We start from the raw sequence: 21,960 nt of genomic DNA, 5'->3' as shown, positions 1-21,960 counted from the left end.
AAATTAAAGTTTCGGGAGAGTAAATCATGGGCAAAATTATCGGTATCGACCTGGGGACTACCAACTCCTGCGTCTCCGTGCTGGAAAACGGCGTTGCTAAAGTTATCGAAAACGCTGAAGGCGCGCGTACTACGCCGTCGATCATTGCTTACGCCAACGACGGTGAAATCCTCGTGGGTCAGTCGGCCAAGCGTCAGGCTGTGACCAATCCGCATAACACCCTGTACGCGGTGAAGCGTTTGATCGGTCGTAAGTTCGACGAAGAAGTCGTACAGAAAGACATCAAGATGGTCCCTTACAAAATCGCCAAGGCTGACAACGGTGACGCCTGGGTTGAAGTAAACGGCCAGAAAATGTCGCCGCCACAAATCTCGGCTGAAATCTTGAAAAAGATGAAGAAGACCGCCGAAGACTACCTCGGTGAAACAGTGACTGAAGCGGTGATCACCGTTCCGGCCTACTTCAACGACAGCCAGCGCCAGGCGACCAAAGACGCAGGCCGCATCGCGGGCCTGGACGTAAAACGTATCATCAACGAACCAACCGCAGCTGCTTTGGCTTACGGTATGGACAAGGCCAAGGGCGACCACACTGTGATCGTTTATGACCTGGGTGGCGGTACTTTCGACGTCTCCGTAATCGAGATCGCTGAAGTTGACGGCGAGCACCAGTTTGAAGTGTTGGCCACCAACGGTGACACCTTCCTGGGTGGTGAGGACTTTGACATTCGTCTGATCGACTACCTCGTTGACGAATTCAAGAAAGAAAGCGGCATGAACCTCAAAGGTGACCCGCTGGCGATGCAGCGCCTGAAAGAGGCCGCTGAGAAAGCCAAGATCGAACTGTCTTCTGCTCAGTCGACCGACGTGAACCTGCCGTACATCACTGCAGACGCTACCGGTCCTAAGCACTTGAACGTGAAGATCTCGCGCTCCAAGCTGGAAGCACTGGTTGAAGACTTGGTTCAACGCACCATCGAGCCTTGCCGCATCGCGCTGAAAGACTCCGGTATCGACGTTGGCTCGATCAACGACGTGATCCTGGTTGGCGGTCAGACCCGTATGCCACTGGTTCAGAAGCTGGTCACCGAGTTCTTCGGCAAAGAAGCCCGTAAAGACGTGAACCCGGACGAAGCTGTTGCCATGGGTGCTGCCATCCAAGGTGCGGTACTGGCCGGCGACGTGAAAGACGTGCTGCTGCTTGACGTCAGCCCGCTGACGCTGGGTATCGAAACCATGGGCGGCGTGATGACCGCGCTGATCGAGAAAAACACCACGATTCCTACCAAGAAATCGCAAGTGTTCTCGACTGCCGACGACAACCAAGGCGCAGTGACCATTCACGTGCTGCAAGGTGAGCGTAAGCAAGCCGCTCAGAACAAGTCCCTGGGCAAGTTCGACCTGGCTGAGATTCCACCAGCACCTCGTGGTGTGCCACAAATTGAAGTGACCTTCGACATCGACGCCAACGGCATCCTGCACGTAGGTGCTAAAGACAAGGCGACTGGCAAAGAGCAGAAGATCACCATCAAGGCCAACTCCGGTCTGTCTGATGAAGAAATTCAACAGATGATTCGTGATGCTGAAGCCAACGCTGATGCCGATGCCAAGTTTACTGAGCTGGCCGGCGCCCGCAACCAAGGTGATGCCCTGGTTCACTCGACGCGCAAAATGATCTCCGAAGCGGGCGACAAAGTGACCGCTGAAGAGAAAACCGCGATCGAAGCGGCTGTGGTTGCCCTGGAAGCCGCCATCAAAGGCGACGACAAGGCTGCCATCGAGGCCAAGGTTGAGGAGCTGTCGAAAGTCTCCGCACCGGTTGCTCAGAAAATGTACGCTGAACAAGGCCAGCCGGCTGATGGTGCTGCACACCAGGCAGAACCTGAAGCCAAGCACGACGACGTTGTCGATGCCGAGTTCGAAGAAGTCAAAGACCAGAAGTAACTTGGTCGCCCGGTTGACCGCTCACAAGCGGTGACTGGTAGGATGTCGCCGCGCGGGAGCTTGCTCCCGCGTTGGCGTGTCTGGGGTATGCGAATTTTTACAACATGCGACAAGGTTCGGATGTTGGCGGTGTGATTGGGAATGCTCCTGCTTCCCGAACGACAGTCACCGCGTTTTTTGGCCGGGTCCCTGGCTAAAAGCAGTAATGACCAGGATCGTTGAATTGACGTGAGTTGGGTCCGGGCCTGTATTGGGGCTCAACGAGTTTGGCAAGGCTCAGGAGGGTCTGGCCGAACGTCCTTAAGAGTGCAAAGACTTATGGCAAAGCGTGACTATTACGAAGTGTTGGGTGTGGAGCGTGGCTCCAGCGAGGCGGACCTGAAACAGGCTTACCGTCGCCTGGCGATGAAGCACCACCCGGACCGTAACCCGGATAGCAAAGAATCCGAAGAGATGTTCAAGGAGGCTAACGAAGCCTACGAATGCCTGAGTGATCCAAACAAGCGCGCGGCCTACGACCAGTATGGTCACGCCGGTGTCGACCCAAGCATGGGCGGCGGCGGTGCCGGTTTTGGCGGTCAGAATTTCTCTGACATCTTTGGCGATGTATTCAGTGACTTCTTCGGCGGCGGTCGTGGTGGTCAGCGTGGCGGTGCTCAGCGCGGCAGTGACCTGCGCTACACCCTGGAATTGAACCTGGAAGAAGCCGTACGCGGCACCACCGTCAATATTCGGGTGCCGACGCTGGTCAATTGCAAGCCGTGCGATGGTTCGGGTGCCAAGAAAGGCTCCTCGCCGATTACCTGCCCGACGTGCGGCGGTATTGGTCAGGTACGCATGCAGCAGGGCTTCTTCTCGGTGCAGCAGACCTGCCCGCGTTGCCATGGCCAGGGCAAGATCATTTCCGATCCGTGCGATTCCTGCCACGGCGAAGGCCGTGTCGAAGAATACAAAACGCTCTCGGTGAAAGTGCCGGCCGGCGTGGATACCGGTGACCGCATTCGCTTGTCGGGCGAAGGCGAGGCAGGGAGTCAGGGTGGTCCTACGGGCGATCTGTATGTGGTGATCAATGTGCGCGAGCACTCGATCTTCCAGCGCGACGGCAAGCACCTGTTCTGCGAAGTGCCGATCAGCTTTGTCGACGCGGCCTTGGGTGGCGAGTTGGAGATTCCGACCCTTGATGGTCGGGTTAAGCTCAAGATTCCTGAAGGCACGCAGACCGGCAAGCAGTTCCGTATCCGTGGCAAAGGCGTTGCGCCTGTGCGCGGCGGTGGCGCTGGCGACCTGATGTGCCGCGTGGCGGTGGAAACGCCAGTCAACCTGGATCGTCGTCAGCGTGAGCTGCTTGAGGAATTGCGCAGCTCTTTGGAAGGCGACGACTCCCATTCGCCGAAAACCACGGGCTTTTTCGATGGCGTGAAGCGCTTCTTCGGCGACCTGTAAGGACGTGAATATGCGACGTATAGCCGTAATGGGCGCTGCCGGGCGCATGGGCAAGACGCTGGTCGAGGCGGTGCAGCAGCGCTCGCCGGCTTCCGGGTTGACCGCGGCGATCGTTCGCCCGGGCAGCACGTTGATCGGTGCGGATGCCGGTGAGTTGGCCTCGTTGGGGCGTATCGGTGTTTCGTTGTCGGGGAACCTGGAGCAGGTGGCTGACGAGTTCGACGTGCTGATCGACTTCACCCTGCCCGAGGTGATGCTGAAAAACCTGGCGTTCTGCCGCAAGGCGGGCAAGGCCATGGTGATTGGCACCACGGGCTTGAGCGCTGAGCAGAAGCAGTTGCTGGTTGAGGCGAGCAAGGACATTCCAATTGTCTTCGCTGCCAATTTCAGTGTTGGCGTGAACCTGTCGCTCAAGCTGCTGGATCTGGCGGCGCGTGTGCTGGGTGATGAGGCGGATATCGAGATCATCGAGACGCATCATCGCCACAAGATCGACGCGCCGTCGGGGACTGCGTTGCGTATGGGTGAAGCCATTGCGGATGCGCTGGGGCGTGACTTGTCTAAAGTCGCTGTTTATGGCCGTGAAGGTCATACCGGTGAGCGTGCGCGTGACACCATCGGCTTCGCCACTGTGCGCGGCGGAGATGTGGTTGGTGATCACACCGTGCTGTTCGCCACCGAAGGCGAGCGCCTGGAGATCACCCATAAGGCGTCCAGCCGCATGACGTTCGCCAAGGGCGCGGTACGTGCCGCGCTCTGGTTGGAGGGGCGCGAGGCAGGCTTGTATGACATGCGTGATGTGCTGGATCTGCACTAATCAGTAGCTAAAACGGGGCCTCAGGATTATCCTTAGGCCCCGTTTTTACCCGCTAAGCGACTTCCTGTCGCATTCCCCTGCCTTTCAGGCTCATTAGCGGTGGACCAAAAAAGCCTTTTTCTGTAAGCTACAGCTTTAGTGTGTCCACTAAAAGCGCGCAGAATAATTCAGTGAAGAAGCGGGGTGACGTGTCCATACGTCACTCCGCTTTTTTGCAACCTGCGATCGCCCTTTCAGGCTTTATTTACGGGAGGTCTTCTTGACTAAGCCAGCCATACTCGCCCTTGCTGATGGCAGCATTTTTCGCGGCGAAGCCATTGGAGCCGACGGTCAAACCGTTGGAGAGGTAGTGTTTAACACTGCCATGACCGGCTATCAGGAAATCCTTACCGATCCTTCCTACGCCCAACAGATCGTTACCTTGACCTATCCGCACATCGGCAACACCGGTACTACGCCGGAAGACGTCGAGTCTGATCGTGTCTGGTCGGCCGGCCTGGTCATTCGTGACCTGCCACTGGTTGCGAGCAACTGGCGTAACACGATGTCGCTGTCCGATTACCTGAAAGCCAACAACGTTGTGGCGATCGCCGGTATCGATACGCGCCGCCTGACACGCATCCTGCGTGAAAAAGGCTCGCAGAACGGCTGCATCATGGCGGGCGACAATATTTCCGAAGAAGCGGCAATCGCCGCAGCGCGAGGCTTCCCTGGCCTGAAAGGCATGGACCTGGCGAAAGAAGTCAGCACCAAAGAGCAGTACGAGTGGCGCTCCACTGTCTGGGACTTGAAGACCGACAGCCACGAGACCATCGCTGCTGCTGACCTGCCTTACCACGTAGTCGCCTACGACTACGGTATCAAATACAACATCCTGCGCATGCTGGTCGAGCGTGGTTGCCGCGTGACCGTGGTGCCGGCGCAAACTCCAGCCAGCGACGTGCTCGCCCTGCAGCCGGACGGTGTGTTCCTGTCCAACGGCCCGGGTGACCCGGAGCCTTGCGACTACGCCATCAAGGCGATCAAGGAAGTGCTGGAAACCGAGATCCCGGTATTCGGTATCTGCCTCGGTCACCAACTGCTGGCCCTGGCCTCCGGCGCCAAGACCCTGAAAATGGGCCACGGCCACCACGGTGCCAACCACCCTGTGCAAGACCTGGACACTGGCGTTGTGATGATCACCAGCCAGAACCACGGTTTTGCGGTGGATGAAGCGACCTTGCCGGCTAACGTCCGCGCCATTCACAAGTCGCTGTTCGACGGTTCCCTGCAAGGCATCGAACGCACCGACAAGAGCGCGTTCAGCTTCCAGGGCCACCCTGAAGCAAGCCCGGGCCCGAACGACGTAGCGCCGCTGTTCGACCGTTTCATCAATGAGATGGCCAAGCGACGCTGACTGAGTGGTTTGCGGGCGGCCCCGAATGTCGGTGGCCCCCGCAGGCTCTTCAAAGATTGTTCAAGACGGCTTGCCGACTGACCTGCGGATTTGAGTGACAAACCCATGCCAAAACGTACAGACATAAAAAGCATCCTGATTCTCGGCGCTGGCCCGATCGTGATCGGCCAGGCCTGTGAATTCGACTACTCCGGCGCCCAGGCCTGTAAAGCCCTGCGCGAGGAGGGTTACCGCGTCATCCTGGTGAACTCCAACCCGGCCACCATCATGACCGACCCGGACATGGCCGACGCCACCTACATCGAACCGATCAAGTGGCAGACCGTTGCCAAGATCATCGAGAAAGAGCGCCCGGACGCACTGCTGCCGACCATGGGCGGCCAGACTGCACTGAACTGCGCCCTGGACCTGGAGCGCGAAGGCGTCCTGGAAAAGTTCGGCGTAGAAATGATCGGTGCCAACGCCGATACCATCGACAAGGCGGAAGACCGTTCGCGTTTCGACAAAGCCATGAAATCCATCGGCCTTGACTGCCCGCGTTCCGGTATCGCCCACAGCATGGAAGAGGCCAACGCGGTTCTCGAAAAGCTGGGCTTCCCGTGCATCATCCGTCCGTCCTTCACCATGGGCGGCACCGGTGGCGGTATCGCTTACAACCGTGAAGAGTTCGAAGAAATCTGCGCCCGTGGCCTGGACCTGTCGCCGACCAAAGAGCTGCTGATCGACGAATCCCTGATCGGCTGGAAAGAATATGAGATGGAGGTTGTCCGCGATAAAAAGGACAACTGCATCATCGTCTGCTCAATCGAAAACTTCGACCCGATGGGTGTGCACACCGGCGACTCGATCACCGTTGCTCCGGCGCAGACCCTGACGGACAAGGAATACCAGATCATGCGTAACGCCTCGTTGGCGGTACTGCGTGAAATCGGCGTTGAAACCGGCGGTTCCAACGTTCAGTTCGGTATTTGCCCGGACACCGGTCGTATGGTCGTGATCGAGATGAACCCGCGTGTATCGCGTTCCTCGGCGCTGGCATCGAAAGCTACCGGTTTCCCGATTGCGCGCATCGCTGCCAAGCTGGCGATCGGTTACACCTTGGACGAGCTGCAAAACGAAATCACTGGCGGCGCTACGCCGGCGTCCTTCGAGCCGTCTATCGACTACGTTGTAACCAAGCTGCCACGTTTTGCTTTCGAGAAATTTCCGAAAGCCGACGCGCGTCTGACCACTCAGATGAAGTCGGTCGGTGAAGTCATGGCCATCGGCCGGACCTTCCAGGAGTCCCTGCAGAAAGCTCTGCGTGGCCTGGAAGTGGGCGTCTGCGGCCTGGACGAGAAGCTTGACCTGAGCAACCCGGAAAGCATGAGCGTACTCAAGCGCGAGCTGACCGTACCGGGTGCCGAGCGCATCTGGTACGTCGCTGACGCATTCCGTGCCGGCATGACCGTTGAAGACATCTTCGGCATGAATATGATTGACCCTTGGTTCCTGGTGCAGATCGAAGATCTGATCAAGGAAGAAGAGAAGGTCAAGACCCTCGGCCTGTCCTCTATCGACCGCGACCTGATGTTCCGCCTCAAGCGCAAAGGTTTCTCCGACATGCGCTTGGCCAAGCTGCTGGGTGTGACCGAGAAGAACCTGCGCACCCATCGCCACAAGCTGGATATCTTCCCGGTCTACAAGCGCGTTGACACCTGCGCGGCCGAGTTCGCCACTGACACTGCGTACCTGTACTCCACTTACGAGGAAGAGTGCGAAGCCGCGCCGTCGGGCCGCGACAAGATCATTATCCTGGGCGGCGGTCCGAACCGTATCGGCCAGGGCATCGAGTTCGACTACTGCTGCGTACACGCCGCGCTCGCACTGCGCGAAGACGGGTACGAGACCATCATGGTCAACTGCAACCCGGAAACCGTCTCCACCGACTACGACACTTCCGACCGTCTGTACTTCGAGCCGGTAACGCTCGAAGACGTGCTGGAAATCTGTCGCGTCGAGAAGCCGAAAGGCGTGATTGTCCAGTACGGCGGCCAAACCCCGCTGAAACTGGCTCGCGCCCTGGAAGCTGCCGGCGTACCGATCATCGGCACCAGCCCGGACGCCATCGACCGTGCCGAAGACCGTGAGCGCTTCCAGCAAATGGTTGAGCGCCTGAACCTGCGTCAGCCGCCGAACGCCACCGTGCGCAGCGAAGACGAAGCCATCCGTGCAGCCAGCAAGATCGGTTACCCGCTGGTGGTGCGTCCGTCCTACGTACTGGGCGGCCGTGCGATGGAAATCGTCTACGAAGAAGAAGAGCTCAAGCGTTACCTGCGTGATGCAGTGAAAGTGTCCAACGACAGCCCAGTGCTGCTGGACCACTTCCTCAACTGCGCCATCGAAATGGACGTGGATGCTGTCTGCGACGGCACTGACGTAGTGATCGGCGCGATCATGCAGCACATCGAACAGGCGGGCGTTCACTCCGGTGACTCCGCGTGCTCGCTGCCGCCGTACTCGCTGCCGGCGCACATCCAGGACGAGATGCGCGAACAGGTCAAGAAAATGGCCCTGGAGTTGGGCGTTGTCGGCCTGATGAACGTTCAGTTGGCGCTGCAAGGCGAAGACATCTACGTCATTGAGGTCAACCCGCGTGCTTCGCGTACCGTGCCATTTGTTTCCAAGTGCATCGGTGTGTCCCTGGCGATGATCGCTGCCCGTGTGATGGCCGGTAAGACCCTGAAGGAAATCGGCTTCACCAAGGAAATCATTCCGAACTTCTACAGCGTGAAAGAGGCGGTGTTCCCATTCGCCAAATTCCCTGGTGTGGACCCGATCCTGGGCCCAGAGATGAAGTCCACCGGTGAAGTGATGGGCGTGGGCGATACCTTCGGTGAAGCGTTCGCCAAAGCCCAGATGGGTGCCAGCGAAGTGCTGCCGACCGGCGGTACTGCGTTTATCAGCGTGCGTGATGATGACAAGCCACTGGTTGCAGGCGTAGCCCGTGATCTGATCAACTTGGGCTTTGAAGTCGTGGCCACCGCCGGGACCGCCAAGCTGATCGAAGCTGCCGGCCTGAAGGTGCGTCGCGTGAACAAGGTGACGGAAGGCCGTCCACACGTGGTCGACATGATCAAGAATGACGAAGTCACGCTGATCATCAACACCACCGAAGGTCGCCAGTCGATCGCGGACTCCTACTCCATTCGTCGAAATGCCTTGCAGCACAAGATCTACTGCACCACTACCATTGCTGCTGGCGAAGCCATCTGCGAAGCGCTCAAGTTCGGTCCGGAAAAGACCGTGCGTCGCTTGCAGGATCTACACGCAGGATTGAAGGCATGACCAAATACCCAATGACCGTCCAGGGCGCCAAGGCCCTGGAAGAGGAACACGCCCATCTGACTAAGGTCATCCGTCCGAAGCTGAGCCAGGACATCGGTACGGCCCGCGAGCTGGGTGACTTGAAGGAAAACGCCGAATACCACGCTGCTCGCGAGCAGCAGGGTATGGTCGAGGCGCGGATCCGTGACATCGAAGGCCGTATGCAGAATGCGGTGATCATCGACGTCACGACCATCCCGCATACCGGCAAAGTGATTTTCGGCACTACCGTCGAAATCGCCAACGTTGAGACGGATGAGCGCGTTGTTTACCACATCGTCGGTGAAGACGAGGCCGACTTCAAACTCGGCAAAATCTCTGTTGGCTCACCCCTCGCTCGTGCCTTGATTGCCAAGGAAGAGGGTGATGTGGTGGCGGTGAAGACGCCTGGCGGCGTAATCGAGTACGAGATTGTTGAAGTTCGTCACATCTGAAAGACGGCGCCCGCTTCGTGCGGGCGCCATGCTTTGGCAGCTTGCCCAGATGCTTTGGGTGGGCGGCGTGTGGTTGCTGCACATTGGTATATTGCCGACGCTGGGCCTGATTGGTCTGGCGCCGTTACTGATCGATGAGATCGACGGATTGCTCAGTGCGCTGCTGGTGGGTTTTGCGGCGGCGTGCGTGACGCTCCAGGTGCTGGTGCTGGTCAAGGCCGAAGGCTTGGGGAGTTTGTGGCGGGATATTCGCGGCCAACTGCTGTTGATGGCGCTGTATGCATGCGCAATGTTTTGCGTGGTGCATGTGTGGCTGCCGGAAGCGTTGCGCTGGCAGCTATTCAGCTATCTTGTGCTAGGGTTCTCCGGCCTGGTGCTGGTGATGCAGCCTGCGCCGGGATGGAGTGGCGGGGCGCGCGAAGCACGCCCGTGACCCTTTTGTTACTTGAAGCGGTGTACGTTCGACAGTTGCTTGTTGACGCTGAAGTTCTTGCGATACAGCAGCGCCATCTTGCCGATGACCTGAACCAGATCCGCTTTGCCGACCTTGCACAGTTCTGCAATGGCGGCCAAACGCGCTTCGCGGTCAAGGATGTTGACCTTGATCTTGATCAGTTCGTGATCGCCCAATGCGCGTTCAAGTTCGGCTAGCACACCTTCAGTCAAACCGTTGTCTGCCACAATCAGAACTGGTTTCAGATGGTGGCCAATGGATTTGTACTGTTTCTTCTGCTCTTGAGTGAGCGGCATAATCTGACCCCTGCGTCTGATCTTGTAAAAAGCGGCGGCCAGTTTACCCGAGCGAGTCCGGGACCGCCCAGTTAATCACGACCCGTTTTATTTTTCGAGGTGGCCCGTGGCCCGTTCCAAAACAAGCCTTAAGTGGCTGCAAGAGCATTTCAACGATCCTTACGTCAAAAAGGCGCAGAAGGACGGCTACCGTTCGCGGGCCAGCTACAAGCTGTTGGAGATCCAGGACAAGGACAAATTGATCCGTCCGGGCATGAGCGTTATTGACCTTGGCGCGGCCCCCGGTGGCTGGTCCCAAGTGACCAGTCGTCTGATTGGTGGGCAGGGTCGCTTGATCGCTTCCGACATCCTGGAAATGGACAGCATCCCTGATGTGACCTTTGTTCATGGTGACTTCACTCAGGACACGGTGCTCGCAGAGATCCTTGAGGCTGTGGGAAATTCGCAGGTAGACCTTGTGATTTCCGACATGGCCCCCAATATGAGTGGATTACCGGCCGTCGATATGCCGCGTGCGATGTTCCTTTGTGAACTGGCGCTGGACTTGGCGGGTCGGGTATTGCGTCCTGGCGGTGATTTCCTGGTGAAAGTCTTCCAGGGCGAAGGTTTTGACGAGTACCACAAGAACATCCGCAAGTTGTTCGACAAGGTACAGACGCGCAAACCTGACTCCTCGCGAGATCGGTCTCGAGAGCAGTACCTGCTGTGCCGCGGCTTCCGCGGTGTTGAAGGCGCGGCGAGCGAAGAGCGTTTTTGAGGAATTGGAGGAGGGCGATAGGTTTTTTTATATCGCTTTCGTCACGAAGCTTTACGAATATTGTGTAGTCAAAGTTTCACAAAGGGTTACAGACGGCGCCTGCCAGAGTTGTAGGTAATGTAGTAAGTTAGGCCGGTGAATATCATGCGAAGCGCGCGCCAGTAGCGGAGCTTGCTTCAGAGGGTAGTTAATTGAACGATATGGCAAAGAATCTGATCCTGTGGTTGATCATCGCGGCTGTCCTGGTGACGGTGATGAACAACTTCTCCAGCCCTAACGAGCCGCAGACCCTCAACTATTCCGACTTCATCCAGCAAGTTAAGGATGGCAAGGTCGAGCGCGTAGCGGTTGATGGCTACGTGATCACCGGCAAGCGCAACGATGGCGACAGCTTCAAGACCATTCGTCCGGCAATCCAGGACAACGGTCTGATCGGCGACCTGGTGGATAACCACGTGGTCGTTGAAGGCAAGCAGCCTGAGCAGCAGAGCATCTGGACTCAACTCCTGGTGGCCAGCTTCCCGATCCTGGTGATTATCGCCGTGTTCATGTTCTTCATGCGACAGATGCAAGGTGGTGCGGGAGGCAAGGGCGGGCCGATGAGCTTCGGCAAGAGCAAGGCACGCCTGCTCTCCGAAGATCAGGTGAAGACCACTCTGGCTGACGTCGCCGGTTGCGACGAAGCCAAGGAAGAAGTCGGCGAGCTGGTCGAGTTCCTGCGCGATCCGGGCAAGTTCCAGCGCCTGGGCGGCCGCATTCCTCGCGGCGTGCTGATGGTCGGTCCTCCGGGTACGGGTAAAACCTTGCTGGCCAAGGCCATTGCAGGCGAAGCCAAAGTACCTTTCTTCACCATTTCCGGTTCTGACTTCGTCGAGATGTTCGTCGGTGTCGGTGCCAGCCGCGTTCGCGATATGTTCGAACAGGCCAAGAAACACGCGCCATGCATCATCTTCATCGACGAAATCGACGCCGTTGGTCGCCATCGTGGTGCCGGCATGGGCGGTGGTCACGATGAGCGTGAGCAGACTCTCAACCAGTTGCTGGTGGAGATGGACGGCTTCGAAATGAATGACGGCATCATCGTCATTGCTGCGACTAACCGTCCGGACGTCCTGGACCCTGCGCTGCTGCGTCCAGGCCGTTTCGACCGTCAGGTTGTGGTTGGCTTGCCGGACATCCGTGGTCGCGAACAGATTTTGAAAGTGCACATGCGCAAAGTGCCAATGGGCGACGACGTGGCTCCGGCCGTGATTGCCCGCGGTACTCCAGGTTTCTCCGGTGCCGACCTTGCCAACCTGGTGAACGAGGCGTCGCTGTTCGCTGCTCGTACTGGCAAACGCATCGTTGAAATGAAAGAGTTCGAACTCGCGAAAGACAAAATCATGATGGGCGCTGAGCGCAAATCCATGGTCATGTCCGAGAAAGAGAAGCAGAACACTGCTTATCACGAAGCCGGTCACGCCATTGTGGGTCGCGTTGTGCCTGAGCATGACCCGGTCTACAAAGTGTCGATCATTCCTCGTGGTCGTGCATTGGGTGTCACTATGTTCCTGCCGGAAGAGGATCGTTACAGCCTCTCCAAGCGAGCGTTGATCAGCCAGATCTGCTCGCTCTACGGTGGCCGGATTGCTGAAGAAATGACCCTGGGCTTTGACGGTGTGACTACCGGCGCGTCCAACGACATCATGCGTGCCAGCCAGATTGCACGGAACATGGTGACTAAGTGGGGGTTGTCGGAAAAACTCGGCCCATTGATGTATGCCGAGGAAGAAGGCGAAGTGTTCCTGGGGCGTGGCGGTGGCGGTCAAGCCGCGAGTTTCTCCGGTGAGACAGCCAAGCTGATCGACTCGGAAGTGCGCAGCATCATTGACCAGTGCTACGGCACGGCCAAGCAGATCCTGACCGACAACCGTGACAAGTTGGATGCCATGGCTGATGCGCTGATGAAGTACGAAACCATTGATGCCGACCAGATCGACGACATCATGGCAGGCCGTACGCCGCGCGAGCCTCGCGATTGGGAAGGTGGTTCGGGTACTTCGGGAACTCCGCCGGTAGTACAGAACGAACGCCCTGAAACCCCGATCGGCGGCCCGGCAGCTGACCACTAAGGTTTGAAATGACTTCTGCGTTGTCCTCAACCCGGTTGCCTTGCGGCAACCGGGTTCTTGATTTGGCCCATACACATGTCATGGGCATTCTTAATGTAACCCCCGATTCCTTTTCCGATGGTGGCCGTTTCAGCCAGCTGGATGCTGCATTGCGCCATGCCGAGGCGATGGTATTGGCTGGCGCGACGTTGATTGATGTCGGCGGCGAGTCGACTCGCCCTGGCGCTCGCGTGGTTTCTCCCTTGGAGGAGCTGGAGCGCGTAGCCCCGATTGTCGAGCGTATCGCTCGTGAATTGGATGTGATCATCTCGGTTGATACGTCGACCCCAGCCGTTATGCGCGAAACAGCACGCCTGGGGGCGGGGCTGATCAACGATGTGCGTTCCCTTCAGCGCGATGGCGCCCTGGATGCCGCGGCCGCAACCGGTCTGCCGGTGTGTTTGATGCATATGCTCGGAGAGCCCGGCAATATGCAGGACAGCCCGCGCTACGATGACCTCGTTGGCGAAGTGAGTGGGTTCCTTGCAGAGAGGATCGCTCAGTGCGCGGTGGCGGGAATTGCTGCAGAAAAGATTGTCCTTGATCCAGGGTTTGGTTTTGCCAAGACCCTTCAGCACAATCTGAGCCTCTTCAAGCACATGGAATCCTTGCACGCCCTTGGTCGGCCCCTGTTGGTCGGCGTTTCGCGCAAGAGCATGATAGGGCTGGCTTTGAATCGTCCCGTAGGCGACCGGCTTTACGGTGGTCTGGCACTTGCGGCGCTTGCCGTGACCAAGGGTGCGCGTATTTTGCGTGTGCATGACGTCGCCGAGACGGTCGATGTGGTGCGTATGATTGCTGCTGTAGAATCAGCCGAATAAGAATGATGGAGCACTTATGACTAAAAAATATTTTGGCACCGACGGTATTCGTGGTCGGGTCGGCGAATTCCCGATTACTCCTGACTTCATGCTCAAGCTGGGTTGGGCGGCAGGTATGGCGTTCCGCAGCATGGGCGCGTGCCGCATCCTGGTGGGCAAGGACACCCGCATTTCGGGTTATATGTTTGAGTCGGCGCTGGAGGCAGGTTTGTCCGCCGCTGGTGCCGATGTGATGTTGTTGGGTCCAATGCCGACGCCTGCAATCGCTTACCTGACGCGTACCTTTCACGCTGAAGCCGGTATCGTAATCAGCGCCTCGCACAATCCCCATGATGACAACGGTATCAAGTTCTTCTCGGGCCAGGGCACCAAGCTGCCGGACGAGATCGAGCTGATGATTGAAGAGCTGCTGGATGCACCGATGACGGTGGTCGAGTCCAGCAAGCTGGGCAAGGTGTCGCGCATCAACGACGCGTCTGGCCGTTACATCGAGTTCTGCAAGAGCAGCGTGCCGACCAGCACCAATTTTGCCGGGCTGAAGATCGTTGTCGACTGTGCTCACGGCGCTACCTACAAGGTCGCGCCGAGTGTATTCAAAGAGCTGGGTGCGGACGTGACGGTGCTGTCGGCTCAGCCGAATGGCTTGAATATCAACGAAAACTGCGGCTCCACCCATATGGAGCAGCTGCAGGCAGCGGTTCTGGCTGAGCATGCCGACCTGGGTATCGCCTTTGATGGCGACGGTGATCGCGTGTTGATGGTGGATCACACCGGTACTGTGGTTGATGGCGATGACCTGCTGTTCATCATTGCCCGCGACCTGCATGAACGTAACAAACTGCAAGGTGGTGTCGTCGGCACGCTGATGAGCAATCTTGGGCTTGAGCTGGCTCTGGCGGAGCTGGGGATCCCTTTTGTTCGCGCCAATGTCGGTGACCGCTATGTGATCGCCGAGCTGCTGGAGCGCAACTGGCAGGTGGGTGGTGAGAACTCCGGGCATGTTGTCTGCTTCCAGCACACCACTACTGGCGATGCGATTATCGCTGCGTTGCAGGTGTTGTTGTCCTTGCGTCGTCGCGAAGAGAGTCTCGCTCAGGCGCGCCAAGCTCTGCGTAAGTGCCCGCAGGTTCTGCTCAATGTGCGTTTTGGCGGTGGCGAAAACCCGATCGAGCACCCTGCTGTCAAAGACGCCTGCGAGCGCGTAACCCTCGCAATGGCGGGCCGTGGGCGCGTGTTGTTGCGCAAGTCCGGCACAGAGCCTCTGGTGCGCGTCATGGTCGAAGGTGAAGACGAAGCGCAGGTTCGCGGGCATGCCGAAGACCTGGCAAAACTGGTAACTGAAATTTGCGCCTGAATTCGGCTTGCCAGTGATGATGTGGTTGGGTAACATCTGCGCCCACTTTGACCGACGAGGTACAGCATGCGTCGCACTATGGTAGCTGGTAACTGGAAGATGCACGGTACCCGCGCCAGTGTCGCTGAGCTGATCAATGGCCTTCGTCACTTGGCCTTGCCTGGCGGTGTTGATGTCGCGGTTTTCCCGCCTTGCTTGCATATCAACCAGGTTGTTGATGGCTTGAAAGGTAAGTCGATTCAGGTCGGCGCGCAGAATTCTGCGGTGGAGCCCATGCAAGGTGCGTTGACCGGTGAGATTTCGCCGAGTCAGCTGGTCGATGCGGGTTGTTCCTATGTGCTTGTCGGGCACTCCGAGCGCCGTCAGATGATGGGCGAGCGTGATGGGACACTCAATCGCAAGTTCGCAGCGGCACAGGCTTGTGGCTTGATTCCAGTGTTGTGCATAGGGGAGACCCTTGAGCAGCGTGAATCGGGCAAGACTCTTGAAGTTGTCTCGCGTCAGCTGGGCAGCATCATCGAGGAGCTGGGTGTTGGTGCATTTGCAAAGGCAGTAATTGCTTACGAGCCGGTCTGGGCCATTGGTACCGGGCTGACTGCTACACCGCAACAGGCGCAGGATGTGCACGCAGCCATCCGCGCGCAGTTGGCGGCAGAGAATTCTGAAATCGCACAAGGTGTGCGGCTTCTATACGGCGGCAGCGTGAAGGCGGCCAATGCGGTCGAACTGTTCGGCATGCCGGATATCGATGGGGGGCTCATTGGTGGAGCTTCCCTGAATGCAGATGAGTTCGGTGCGATCTGTCGCGCCGCGGGAAACTGAAAAAATGCTGGAAACAGTCGTAGTCGTTTTTCATCTGTTGGCTGCCCTGGGCGTAATTGCCCTGGTTTTGTTGCAACAGGGTAAAGGTGCGGATGCTGGTGCGTCTTTCGGTGCAGGTGCTTCAAATACTGTGTTCGGAAGCCAAGGTTCCTCTACCTTTCTTAGTAAGTTTACTGCTATACTTGCCGCCGGTTTCTTCATAACCAGCTTGGGGTTAGGTTACTATGCTAAAGAGAAAGCTCATGTGCTGACTCAAGTAGGTCTCCCAAACCCAGCAGTGTTGGAAGTACCAAAAGCAAAACCGGCTTCTGATGATGTACCGGTGCTTCAAGAGCAAAAGTCGGCTACTCCAGCGACTGACGTACCTCCAGCTCAAGAGCAGAAGTAAGAAGAGTTGTAAGCGTTGTATTGCCGAGGTGGTGGAATTGGTAGACACGCAACCTTGAGGTGGTTGTGCCCATAGGGTGTAGGGGTTCGAGTCCCCTTCTCGGTACCAATTATCAGGAGAGCCCGCTGTTGCGGGCTTTCTTGTAGGTGGAAGGTTACATTGACCCTGTAAGGGATCGGTCGTATACTTCCGCCCCAGCTTTGTCGCGGGGTGGAGCAGTCTGGTAGCTCGTCGGGCTCATAACCCGAAGGTCGTCGGTTCAAATCCGGCCCCCGCAACCAGTTTTAGCGGAGCCCCTTTTAAGGGGCTTTTTGTTAGCTGGACACTTTCAACGCCGCTGTTCGACGGCGTTTCAAGGATGGGCGTTTCGCCCATTTTTTTATTTTGCACAGCATGCACATACATGCACGAGGGGGTTCAGGTGTCGAGCAAGCTAGAAGAGTTGCAGGCCTTGTTGGCCCCGGTGATCGTGGCCCTAGGCTATGAATGCTGGGGTATTGAGTTTTCGGCTCAAGGTCGCCACTCAATGTTGCGCGTTTATATCGATAAAGAGGGCGGCGTGCTGGTGGACGATTGTGCCATTGTCAGCCGTCAGATCAGCGGTGTGCTGGATGTTGAAGATCCAATCGCCGTTGAATACACCCTCGAAGTTTCCTCGCCTGGCATGGAACGCCCACTGTTCACTATTGATCAGTTTGCAAAATTTGCCGGTGAACAAGTGAAGATCAAGCTGCGCTCCCCTTTTGAAGGGCGACGCAACTTTCAGGGCCTTCTGCGCGGTGTAGAAGAACAGGATGTCGTGGTGCAGGTAGAAGACCATGAGTTCCTGTTGCCGATCGATATGATCGACAAGGCCAACATTATTCCCAGTTTTGACTGAGACGCGGATCCCGCGGATCCAATGGCTTGCGAAAGGCGAGGCGTACGATGAGCAAAGAAGTACTGCTGGTTGTTGAGTCGGTATCCAATGAAAAGGGCGTACCGGCAAACGTGATTTTTGAAGCGCTGGAGCTGGCCTTGGCCACGGCTACCAAAAAGCGTTTTGAAGACGAAGTTGATCTGCGTGTGGAAATCAACCGCCACACCGGTGCCTATGAGACTTTCCGTCGCTGGACGGTCGTCGAAGAAGCCGATCTTGATGATCCGGCCATCGAAACTTGGCCGAGCAAGGTTGCCGAAACGCACCCTGGCGCCAATGTCGGTGATGTCGTCGAAGAAAAGATCGAGTCGATCGAATTCGGCCGTATTGCTGCACAGACTGCCAAGCAGGTCATTGTGCAGAAGGTTCGCGAAGCCGAGCGCGCTCAAGTCGTTGACGCTTATCGCGAGCGCCTGGGTGAAATCATCTCCGGCACCGTGAAAAAAGTTACCCGCGATAACGTGATCGTCGACCTGGGCAACAACGCTGAAGCGTTGCTGGCACGCGAAGACATCATCTCTCGCGAAACCTTCCGTGTTGGCGTGCGTCTGCGTGCGCTGCTCAAGGAAATCCGCACCGAGAACCGTGGCCCACAGTTGATCCTGTCGCGTACCGCGCCGGAAATGCTGATCGAGCTGTTCCGTATCGAAGTGCCGGAAATCGCCGAAGGCCTGATCGAAGTCATGGCAGCGTCCCGCGACCCGGGTTCGCGCGCCAAGATCGCGGTCCGCTCCAAGGACAAACGCATCGACCCGCAGGGCGCTTGCATTGGTATGCGCGGTTCGCGCGTCCAGGCAGTGTCGGGCGAGTTGGGCGGTGAGCGTGTGGACATCGTCCTGTGGGACGATAACCCGGCGCAGTTCGTGATCAACGCCATGTCGCCGGCTGAAGTGGCGGCAATTATCGTTGACGAAGATGCCCATGCAATGGACATCGCCGTTGGCGCAGACAATCTGGCTCAGGCCATTGGTCGTGGTGGTCAGAACGTGCGTCTGGCCAGCCAACTGACCGGTTGGACCCTGAACGTGATGACCGAATCGGACATCCAGGCTAAGCAGCAAGCTGAAACCGGTGACATCCTGCGCAACTTCATCGACGAGCTGGAAGTCGACGAAGACCTGGCACAGGTGCTGGTAGATGAAGGCTTCACCAGCCTGGAAGAGATTGCCTACGTACCGTTGGAAGAAATGCTCAACATCGACGGCTTTGACGAAGACACCGTCAACGAGCTTCGCGCTCGGGCCAAGGATCGTTTGTTGACTAAAGCCATCGCTACTGAGGAAAAGCTGGCAGACGCCCATCCGGCCGAAGACCTGCTCTCGCTTGAGGGTATGGACAAGGATTTGGCGATGGAACTGGCGGTGCGCGGCGTAATTACCCGCGAAGACCTGGCCGAGCAGTCTATTGACGATCTGCTCGACATCGACGGCATTGACGATGATCGTGCCGGCAAGTTGATCATGGCCGCCCGAGCCCATTGGTTCGAGTAACTAGGCGCGGCCTGAGGAGAGAAGTGCATGACGCAAGTCACGGTGAAACAACTGGCCGATGAGGTCAAAACACCGGTGGAGCGCCTGTTGCAGCAGATGCGTGAGGCAGGTCTGCCGCACACCGCCGCCGATGAAGGTGTGAGCGACAGTGAGAAGCAGTCGTTGCTGACTCACTTGAAGAGCAGCCACAAGGCGAAAGTGGAAGAACCGCGCAAGATTACATTGCAGCGCAAAACCACCAGCACCCTGCGTGTTGCTGGTAGCAAGAGCATCAGCGTTGAAGTACGTAAGAAGAAAGTCTTCGTACAGCGCAGCCCGGAAGAAATCGAAGCCGAGCGCAAACGCGAACTGGATGAACGTCGCGCAGTAGATAATGCTGCTCGTCAGAAGGCTGAAGAAGAAGCCAAGCGTCGCGCCGAAGAAGAAGCGCGTCGCCAGCCTGCTGCTGCGCAACCTGCTGGTACTGAAGCGGTCGCCGCTCCTGTAGCGCCTGTTGAAGCTGTGCGTGAGGCCGCTCCGGTTGCCGCTGCACCTGCTCCTGCAGCAGACGCTCGCAAGCGCGACGAACCTCGTCGTCCGGACAAACCACGTGCCGACGATAACAATCGTCGCGGTGGTGGTGGCGATGGCGAGCGTAAAAACGCTCCACATCGTGCCTCGGTCAAAGAGAAAGCGCCTGCTCCACGCGTTGCTCCACGTACTACCGACGAAGAAAGCGATGGCTTCCGTCGTGGTGGTCGCGGCAAGGCCAAGCTGAAAAAGCGCAACGCCCACGGTTTCCAGAGCCCAACCGGCCCTGTCGTGCGTGATGTGCAGATCGGCGAGACCATTTCTGTTGGCGATCTCGCTAATCAGATGTCGGTCAAGGCTGCTGAAATCATCAAGTTCATGTTCAAACTGGGTACTCCAGCGACCATCAACCAGGTACTTGATCAGGAAACTGCTCAACTTGTTGCTGAAGAACTGGGCCATAAAGTGACCCTGGTCAGCGACACTGCCTTGGAAGATTCCCTGGCCGAGTCCCTGAAGTTTGAAGGTGAAACCTTCTCCCGTGCGCCAGTCGTGACCGTAATGGGCCACGTTGACCATGGTAAGACTTCCCTGCTCGACTATATCCGTCGTGCCAAGGTAGCTGCTGGCGAAGCTGGCGGTATCACCCAGCACATTGGTGCCTACCACGTTGAAACCGAACGCGGCATGGTCACCTTCCTCGACACCCCTGGTCACGCCGCGTTTACCGCAATGCGTGCCCGTGGTGCCAAGGCGACCGATATCGTGATCCTGGTAGTTGCAGCGGACGACGGCGTGATGCCGCAGACCATTGAAGCTGTCCAGCACGCCAAGGCCGCTGGTGTTCCACTGGTTGTCGCAGTGAACAAAATCGACAAGCCGGGCGCCGATCTTGATCGCATCCGTAGCGAACTGTCGGTTCACGGCGTGACTTCCGAAGAGTGGGGCGGTGATACGCCATTCGTTTCGGTTTCGGCGAAAGTCGGTACCGGTGTAGACGAACTGCTCGAAGCGGTCCTGCTGCAAGCTGAAGTACTCGAACTGAAAGCAACGCCATCGGCCCCAGGTCGCGGTGTTGTGGTTGAATCGCGTCTCGACAAAGGTCGTGGCCCGGTTGCAACCGTTCTGGTTCAAGACGGTACCCTGCGCCAAGGCGACATGGTGCTGGTCGGTTCGAACTACGGCCGTGTACGTGCCATGCTCGACGAGAACGGCAAGCCAATCAAAGAAGCCGGTCCTTCCATCCCTGTCGAGATTCTCGGCCTGGACGGTACTCCGGACGCTGGCGACGAGATGAGCGTGGTTGCCGACGAGAAGAAAGCCCGTGAAGTGGCTCTGTTCCGTCAAGGCAAGTTCCGCGAAGTCAAACTGGCTCGCGCTCACGCCGGCAAGCTGGAGAACATCTTCGAGAACATGGGCCAGGCAGAGAAGAAGACGCTCAACATCGTCCTCAAATCTGACGTCCGTGGTTCCCTCGAAGCGTTGAACGGCGCCTTGAATGGCCTGGGTAACGACGAAGTGCAAGTGCGTGTTGTCGGTGGCGGTGTCGGTGGTATCACCGAGTCCGACGCCAACCTGGCACTGGCTTCCAACGCTGTACTGTTCGGCTTCAACGTGCGTGCCGATGCTGGCGCTCGCAAGATCGTCGAGCAGGAAGGCCTGGACATGCGTTACTACAACGTCATCTACGACATCATCGAAGACGTCAAGAAAGCCCTCACCGGCATGCTTGGCAGTGACGTCCGGGAGAACATCCTGGGTGTTGCCGAGGTGCGTGACGTGTTCCGTTCGCCGAAATTCGGCGCGATCGCCGGTTGCATGGTTATCGAAGGTGTTGTGCACCGTAACCGTCCAATCCGTGTACTGCGTGAAGACATCGTTATCTTCGAAGGCGAGCTGGAATCCCTGCGCCGCTTCAAGGATGACGCTTCTGAAGTACGTGCCGGCATGGAATGCGGTATCGGCGTCAAGAGCTACAACGACGTCAAGGCTGGCGACAAGATCGAAGTCTACGAGAAGGTTCAGGTTGCTCGCAGCCTCTAACTCGCGCACTTCCGGAGCCACGCAACGTGTGGGCATGCAAATGCCCCGCGTAGCGTACGGACTCTAAACGCAACGCCCGGTCTGGCTTTTGTCAGGCCGGGCGTTTGCCGCTTTCAGACCCCACGGGTTTCACCGTGTGGCAGTAACAGGTAACAAGACATGGCAAAAGAATACAGCCGTACCCAGCGTATCGGCGATCAGATGCAGCGCGAGCTGGCTCAACTGATCCGTCGCGAAGTCAAAGATCCCCGTGTTGGCCTGGTCACCATCACCGCCGTTGAAGTGAGCCGTGACGTTGGTCACGCCAAGATCTTCATCACCGTGATGGGGCAGGACAGCAGCGAAGAAATCGCGCAAAGCATCAAGGTGCTCAATTCGGCCGCAGGTTTCCTGCGCATGCAATTGGCCCGTGAAATGAAGCTGCGCAGCGTGCCTCAGCTGCACTTCCACTACGACGAAAGCGTCGTGCGTGGTGCGCACCTGTCGGCCCTGATCGAGCGCGCCGTGGCTGAAGACAATCAGCATCCGTCCACACCTGAAGACGCCAAGGAGTAAGC

18 protein-coding genes and 2 tRNA genes are annotated in these 21,960 nt (G+C 57.7%); 19 read left to right on the top strand and 1 reads right to left on the bottom strand.

Translation table 11 applies throughout. The annotated features are described in order from the left end of the window. Positions 1-26: 26 nt before the first annotated feature. The 7 genes from dnaK (at position 27) to ACA065_RS26265 (ending at position 9,832) form a co-directional block, all read left to right on the top strand. A complete protein-coding gene (gene dnaK / locus ACA065_RS26295) occupies positions 27-1,943 on the top strand; it encodes a molecular chaperone DnaK (RefSeq protein ID WP_497692139.1) in 1,917 nt (638 codons plus the stop codon). A gap of 318 nt (positions 1,944-2,261) precedes the next feature. Continuing rightward, complete coding sequence (gene dnaJ / locus ACA065_RS26290; RefSeq protein ID WP_497692138.1) at positions 2,262-3,386, top strand: molecular chaperone DnaJ; 1,125 nt, start codon at positions 2,262-2,264, stop codon at positions 3,384-3,386. Between the two features lie 10 nt (positions 3,387-3,396). Continuing rightward, positions 3,397-4,203, top strand: a complete 807-nt coding sequence (dapB, locus tag ACA065_RS26285; RefSeq protein ID WP_497692137.1) for a 4-hydroxy-tetrahydrodipicolinate reductase — start codon at positions 3,397-3,399, stop codon at positions 4,201-4,203. A 259-nt stretch (positions 4,204-4,462) separates the two neighbouring features. Next, positions 4,463-5,599: a glutamine-hydrolyzing carbamoyl-phosphate synthase small subunit gene (carA, locus tag ACA065_RS26280; protein ID WP_497692136.1), complete on the top strand. Its 1,137-nt coding sequence runs from the start codon at positions 4,463-4,465 to the stop codon at positions 5,597-5,599. A gap of 105 nt (positions 5,600-5,704) precedes the next feature. After that, positions 5,705-8,926, top strand: a complete 3,222-nt coding sequence (gene carB, locus ACA065_RS26275; protein WP_094951707.1) for a carbamoyl-phosphate synthase large subunit — start codon at positions 5,705-5,707, stop codon at positions 8,924-8,926. Continuing rightward, positions 8,923-9,399, top strand: a complete 477-nt coding sequence (gene greA, locus ACA065_RS26270; RefSeq protein ID WP_497692135.1) for a transcription elongation factor GreA — start codon at positions 8,923-8,925, stop codon at positions 9,397-9,399. The genes carB and greA overlap by 4 nt, the downstream gene beginning before the upstream one ends. 28 nt (positions 9,400-9,427) lie before the next feature. Next, a complete protein-coding gene (locus ACA065_RS26265) occupies positions 9,428-9,832 on the top strand; it encodes an MFS transporter (RefSeq protein ID WP_497692134.1) in 405 nt (134 codons plus the stop codon). 8 nt (positions 9,833-9,840) lie between these two features. On the opposite strand, the gene ACA065_RS26260 is transcribed toward ACA065_RS26265, so the two are convergent. Next, positions 9,841-10,149, bottom strand: a complete 309-nt coding sequence (locus tag ACA065_RS26260; protein WP_017139256.1) for a YhbY family RNA-binding protein — start codon at positions 10,147-10,149, stop codon at positions 9,841-9,843. Positions 10,150-10,255: 106 nt separating this feature from the next. Here ACA065_RS26260 and rlmE point away from each other — a divergent pair, with 106 nt between their 5' ends. From rlmE to rbfA, 12 genes are all read left to right on the top strand, one after another. Then, complete coding sequence (rlmE, locus tag ACA065_RS26255) at positions 10,256-10,906, top strand: 23S rRNA (uridine(2552)-2'-O)-methyltransferase RlmE (protein ID WP_065892263.1); 651 nt, start codon at positions 10,256-10,258, stop codon at positions 10,904-10,906. Positions 10,907-11,106: 200 nt separating this feature from the next. Continuing rightward, a complete protein-coding gene (gene ftsH, locus ACA065_RS26250) occupies positions 11,107-13,017 on the top strand; it encodes an ATP-dependent zinc metalloprotease FtsH (RefSeq protein ID WP_497692133.1) in 1,911 nt (636 codons plus the stop codon). Positions 13,018-13,025: 8 nt separating this feature from the next. Continuing rightward, a complete protein-coding gene (folP, locus tag ACA065_RS26245; protein WP_497692132.1) occupies positions 13,026-13,877 on the top strand; it encodes a dihydropteroate synthase in 852 nt (283 codons plus the stop codon). Positions 13,878-13,893: 16 nt separating this feature from the next. Beyond that, a complete protein-coding gene (gene glmM, locus ACA065_RS26240) occupies positions 13,894-15,231 on the top strand; it encodes a phosphoglucosamine mutase (protein ID WP_497692131.1) in 1,338 nt (445 codons plus the stop codon). Between the two features lie 66 nt (positions 15,232-15,297). Continuing rightward, positions 15,298-16,053 (top strand): triose-phosphate isomerase, encoded by a 756-nt coding sequence (gene tpiA, locus ACA065_RS26235; protein WP_497692130.1) that lies wholly within the window; start codon positions 15,298-15,300, stop codon positions 16,051-16,053. A 4-nt stretch (positions 16,054-16,057) separates the two neighbouring features. Next, positions 16,058-16,441 (top strand): preprotein translocase subunit SecG, encoded by a 384-nt coding sequence (secG, locus tag ACA065_RS26230; protein WP_083356723.1) that lies wholly within the window; start codon positions 16,058-16,060, stop codon positions 16,439-16,441. Positions 16,442-16,463: 22 nt separating this feature from the next. After that, a tRNA-Leu gene (locus ACA065_RS26225) sits at positions 16,464-16,549 on the top strand. Between the two features lie 96 nt (positions 16,550-16,645). Next, positions 16,646-16,722, top strand: a tRNA-Met gene (locus ACA065_RS26220). A gap of 140 nt (positions 16,723-16,862) precedes the next feature. After that, a complete protein-coding gene (gene rimP, locus ACA065_RS26215; protein ID WP_034117933.1) occupies positions 16,863-17,321 on the top strand; it encodes a ribosome maturation factor RimP in 459 nt (152 codons plus the stop codon). A 47-nt stretch (positions 17,322-17,368) separates the two neighbouring features. Continuing rightward, positions 17,369-18,850, top strand: a complete 1,482-nt coding sequence (gene nusA / locus ACA065_RS26210; RefSeq protein ID WP_078739144.1) for a transcription termination factor NusA — start codon at positions 17,369-17,371, stop codon at positions 18,848-18,850. 27 nt (positions 18,851-18,877) lie between these two features. Continuing rightward, complete coding sequence (infB, locus tag ACA065_RS26205; protein ID WP_497692129.1) at positions 18,878-21,403, top strand: translation initiation factor IF-2; 2,526 nt, start codon at positions 18,878-18,880, stop codon at positions 21,401-21,403. 159 nt (positions 21,404-21,562) lie between these two features. Next, positions 21,563-21,958 carry a 30S ribosome-binding factor RbfA gene (rbfA, locus tag ACA065_RS26200; RefSeq protein ID WP_058412546.1) on the top strand — a complete coding sequence of 132 codons (396 nt, stop codon included), beginning with the start codon at positions 21,563-21,565 and terminating at the stop codon, positions 21,956-21,958. Positions 21,959-21,960: the final 2 nt, after the last annotated feature.

The sequence above is a fragment of the Pseudomonas sp. LBUM1640 genome (assembly GCF_059716225.1).
This window is presented reverse-complemented; position numbering and strand designations above follow the sequence as displayed.

Excerpts from the sequence above, each read along its gene's own strand:
- dnaK (WP_497692139.1), top strand. The coding sequence starts at position 27 with ATGGGCAAAATTATCGGTATCGACCTGGGGACTACCAACTCCTGCGTC.
- dnaJ (WP_497692138.1), top strand. The coding sequence starts at position 2,262 with ATGGCAAAGCGTGACTATTACGAAGTGTTGGGTGTGGAGCGTGGCTCC.
- dapB (WP_497692137.1), top strand. The coding sequence starts at position 3,397 with ATGCGACGTATAGCCGTAATGGGCGCTGCCGGGCGCATGGGCAAGACG.
- carB (WP_094951707.1), top strand. The coding sequence starts at position 5,705 with ATGCCAAAACGTACAGACATAAAAAGCATCCTGATTCTCGGCGCTGGC.
- greA (WP_497692135.1), top strand. The coding sequence starts at position 8,923 with ATGACCAAATACCCAATGACCGTCCAGGGCGCCAAGGCCCTGGAAGAG.
- ACA065_RS26265 (WP_497692134.1), top strand. The coding sequence starts at position 9,428 with ATGCTTTGGCAGCTTGCCCAGATGCTTTGGGTGGGCGGCGTGTGGTTG.
- ACA065_RS26260 (WP_017139256.1), bottom strand. The coding sequence starts at position 10,149 with ATGCCGCTCACTCAAGAGCAGAAGAAACAGTACAAATCCATTGGCCAC.
- ftsH (WP_497692133.1), top strand. The coding sequence starts at position 11,107 with ATGGCAAAGAATCTGATCCTGTGGTTGATCATCGCGGCTGTCCTGGTG.
- folP (WP_497692132.1), top strand. The coding sequence starts at position 13,026 with ATGACTTCTGCGTTGTCCTCAACCCGGTTGCCTTGCGGCAACCGGGTT.
- glmM (WP_497692131.1), top strand. The coding sequence starts at position 13,894 with ATGACTAAAAAATATTTTGGCACCGACGGTATTCGTGGTCGGGTCGGC.
- tpiA (WP_497692130.1), top strand. The coding sequence starts at position 15,298 with ATGCGTCGCACTATGGTAGCTGGTAACTGGAAGATGCACGGTACCCGC.
- secG (WP_083356723.1), top strand. The coding sequence starts at position 16,058 with ATGCTGGAAACAGTCGTAGTCGTTTTTCATCTGTTGGCTGCCCTGGGC.
- nusA (WP_078739144.1), top strand. The coding sequence starts at position 17,369 with ATGAGCAAAGAAGTACTGCTGGTTGTTGAGTCGGTATCCAATGAAAAG.
- infB (WP_497692129.1), top strand. The coding sequence starts at position 18,878 with ATGACGCAAGTCACGGTGAAACAACTGGCCGATGAGGTCAAAACACCG.
- rbfA (WP_058412546.1), top strand. The coding sequence starts at position 21,563 with ATGGCAAAAGAATACAGCCGTACCCAGCGTATCGGCGATCAGATGCAG.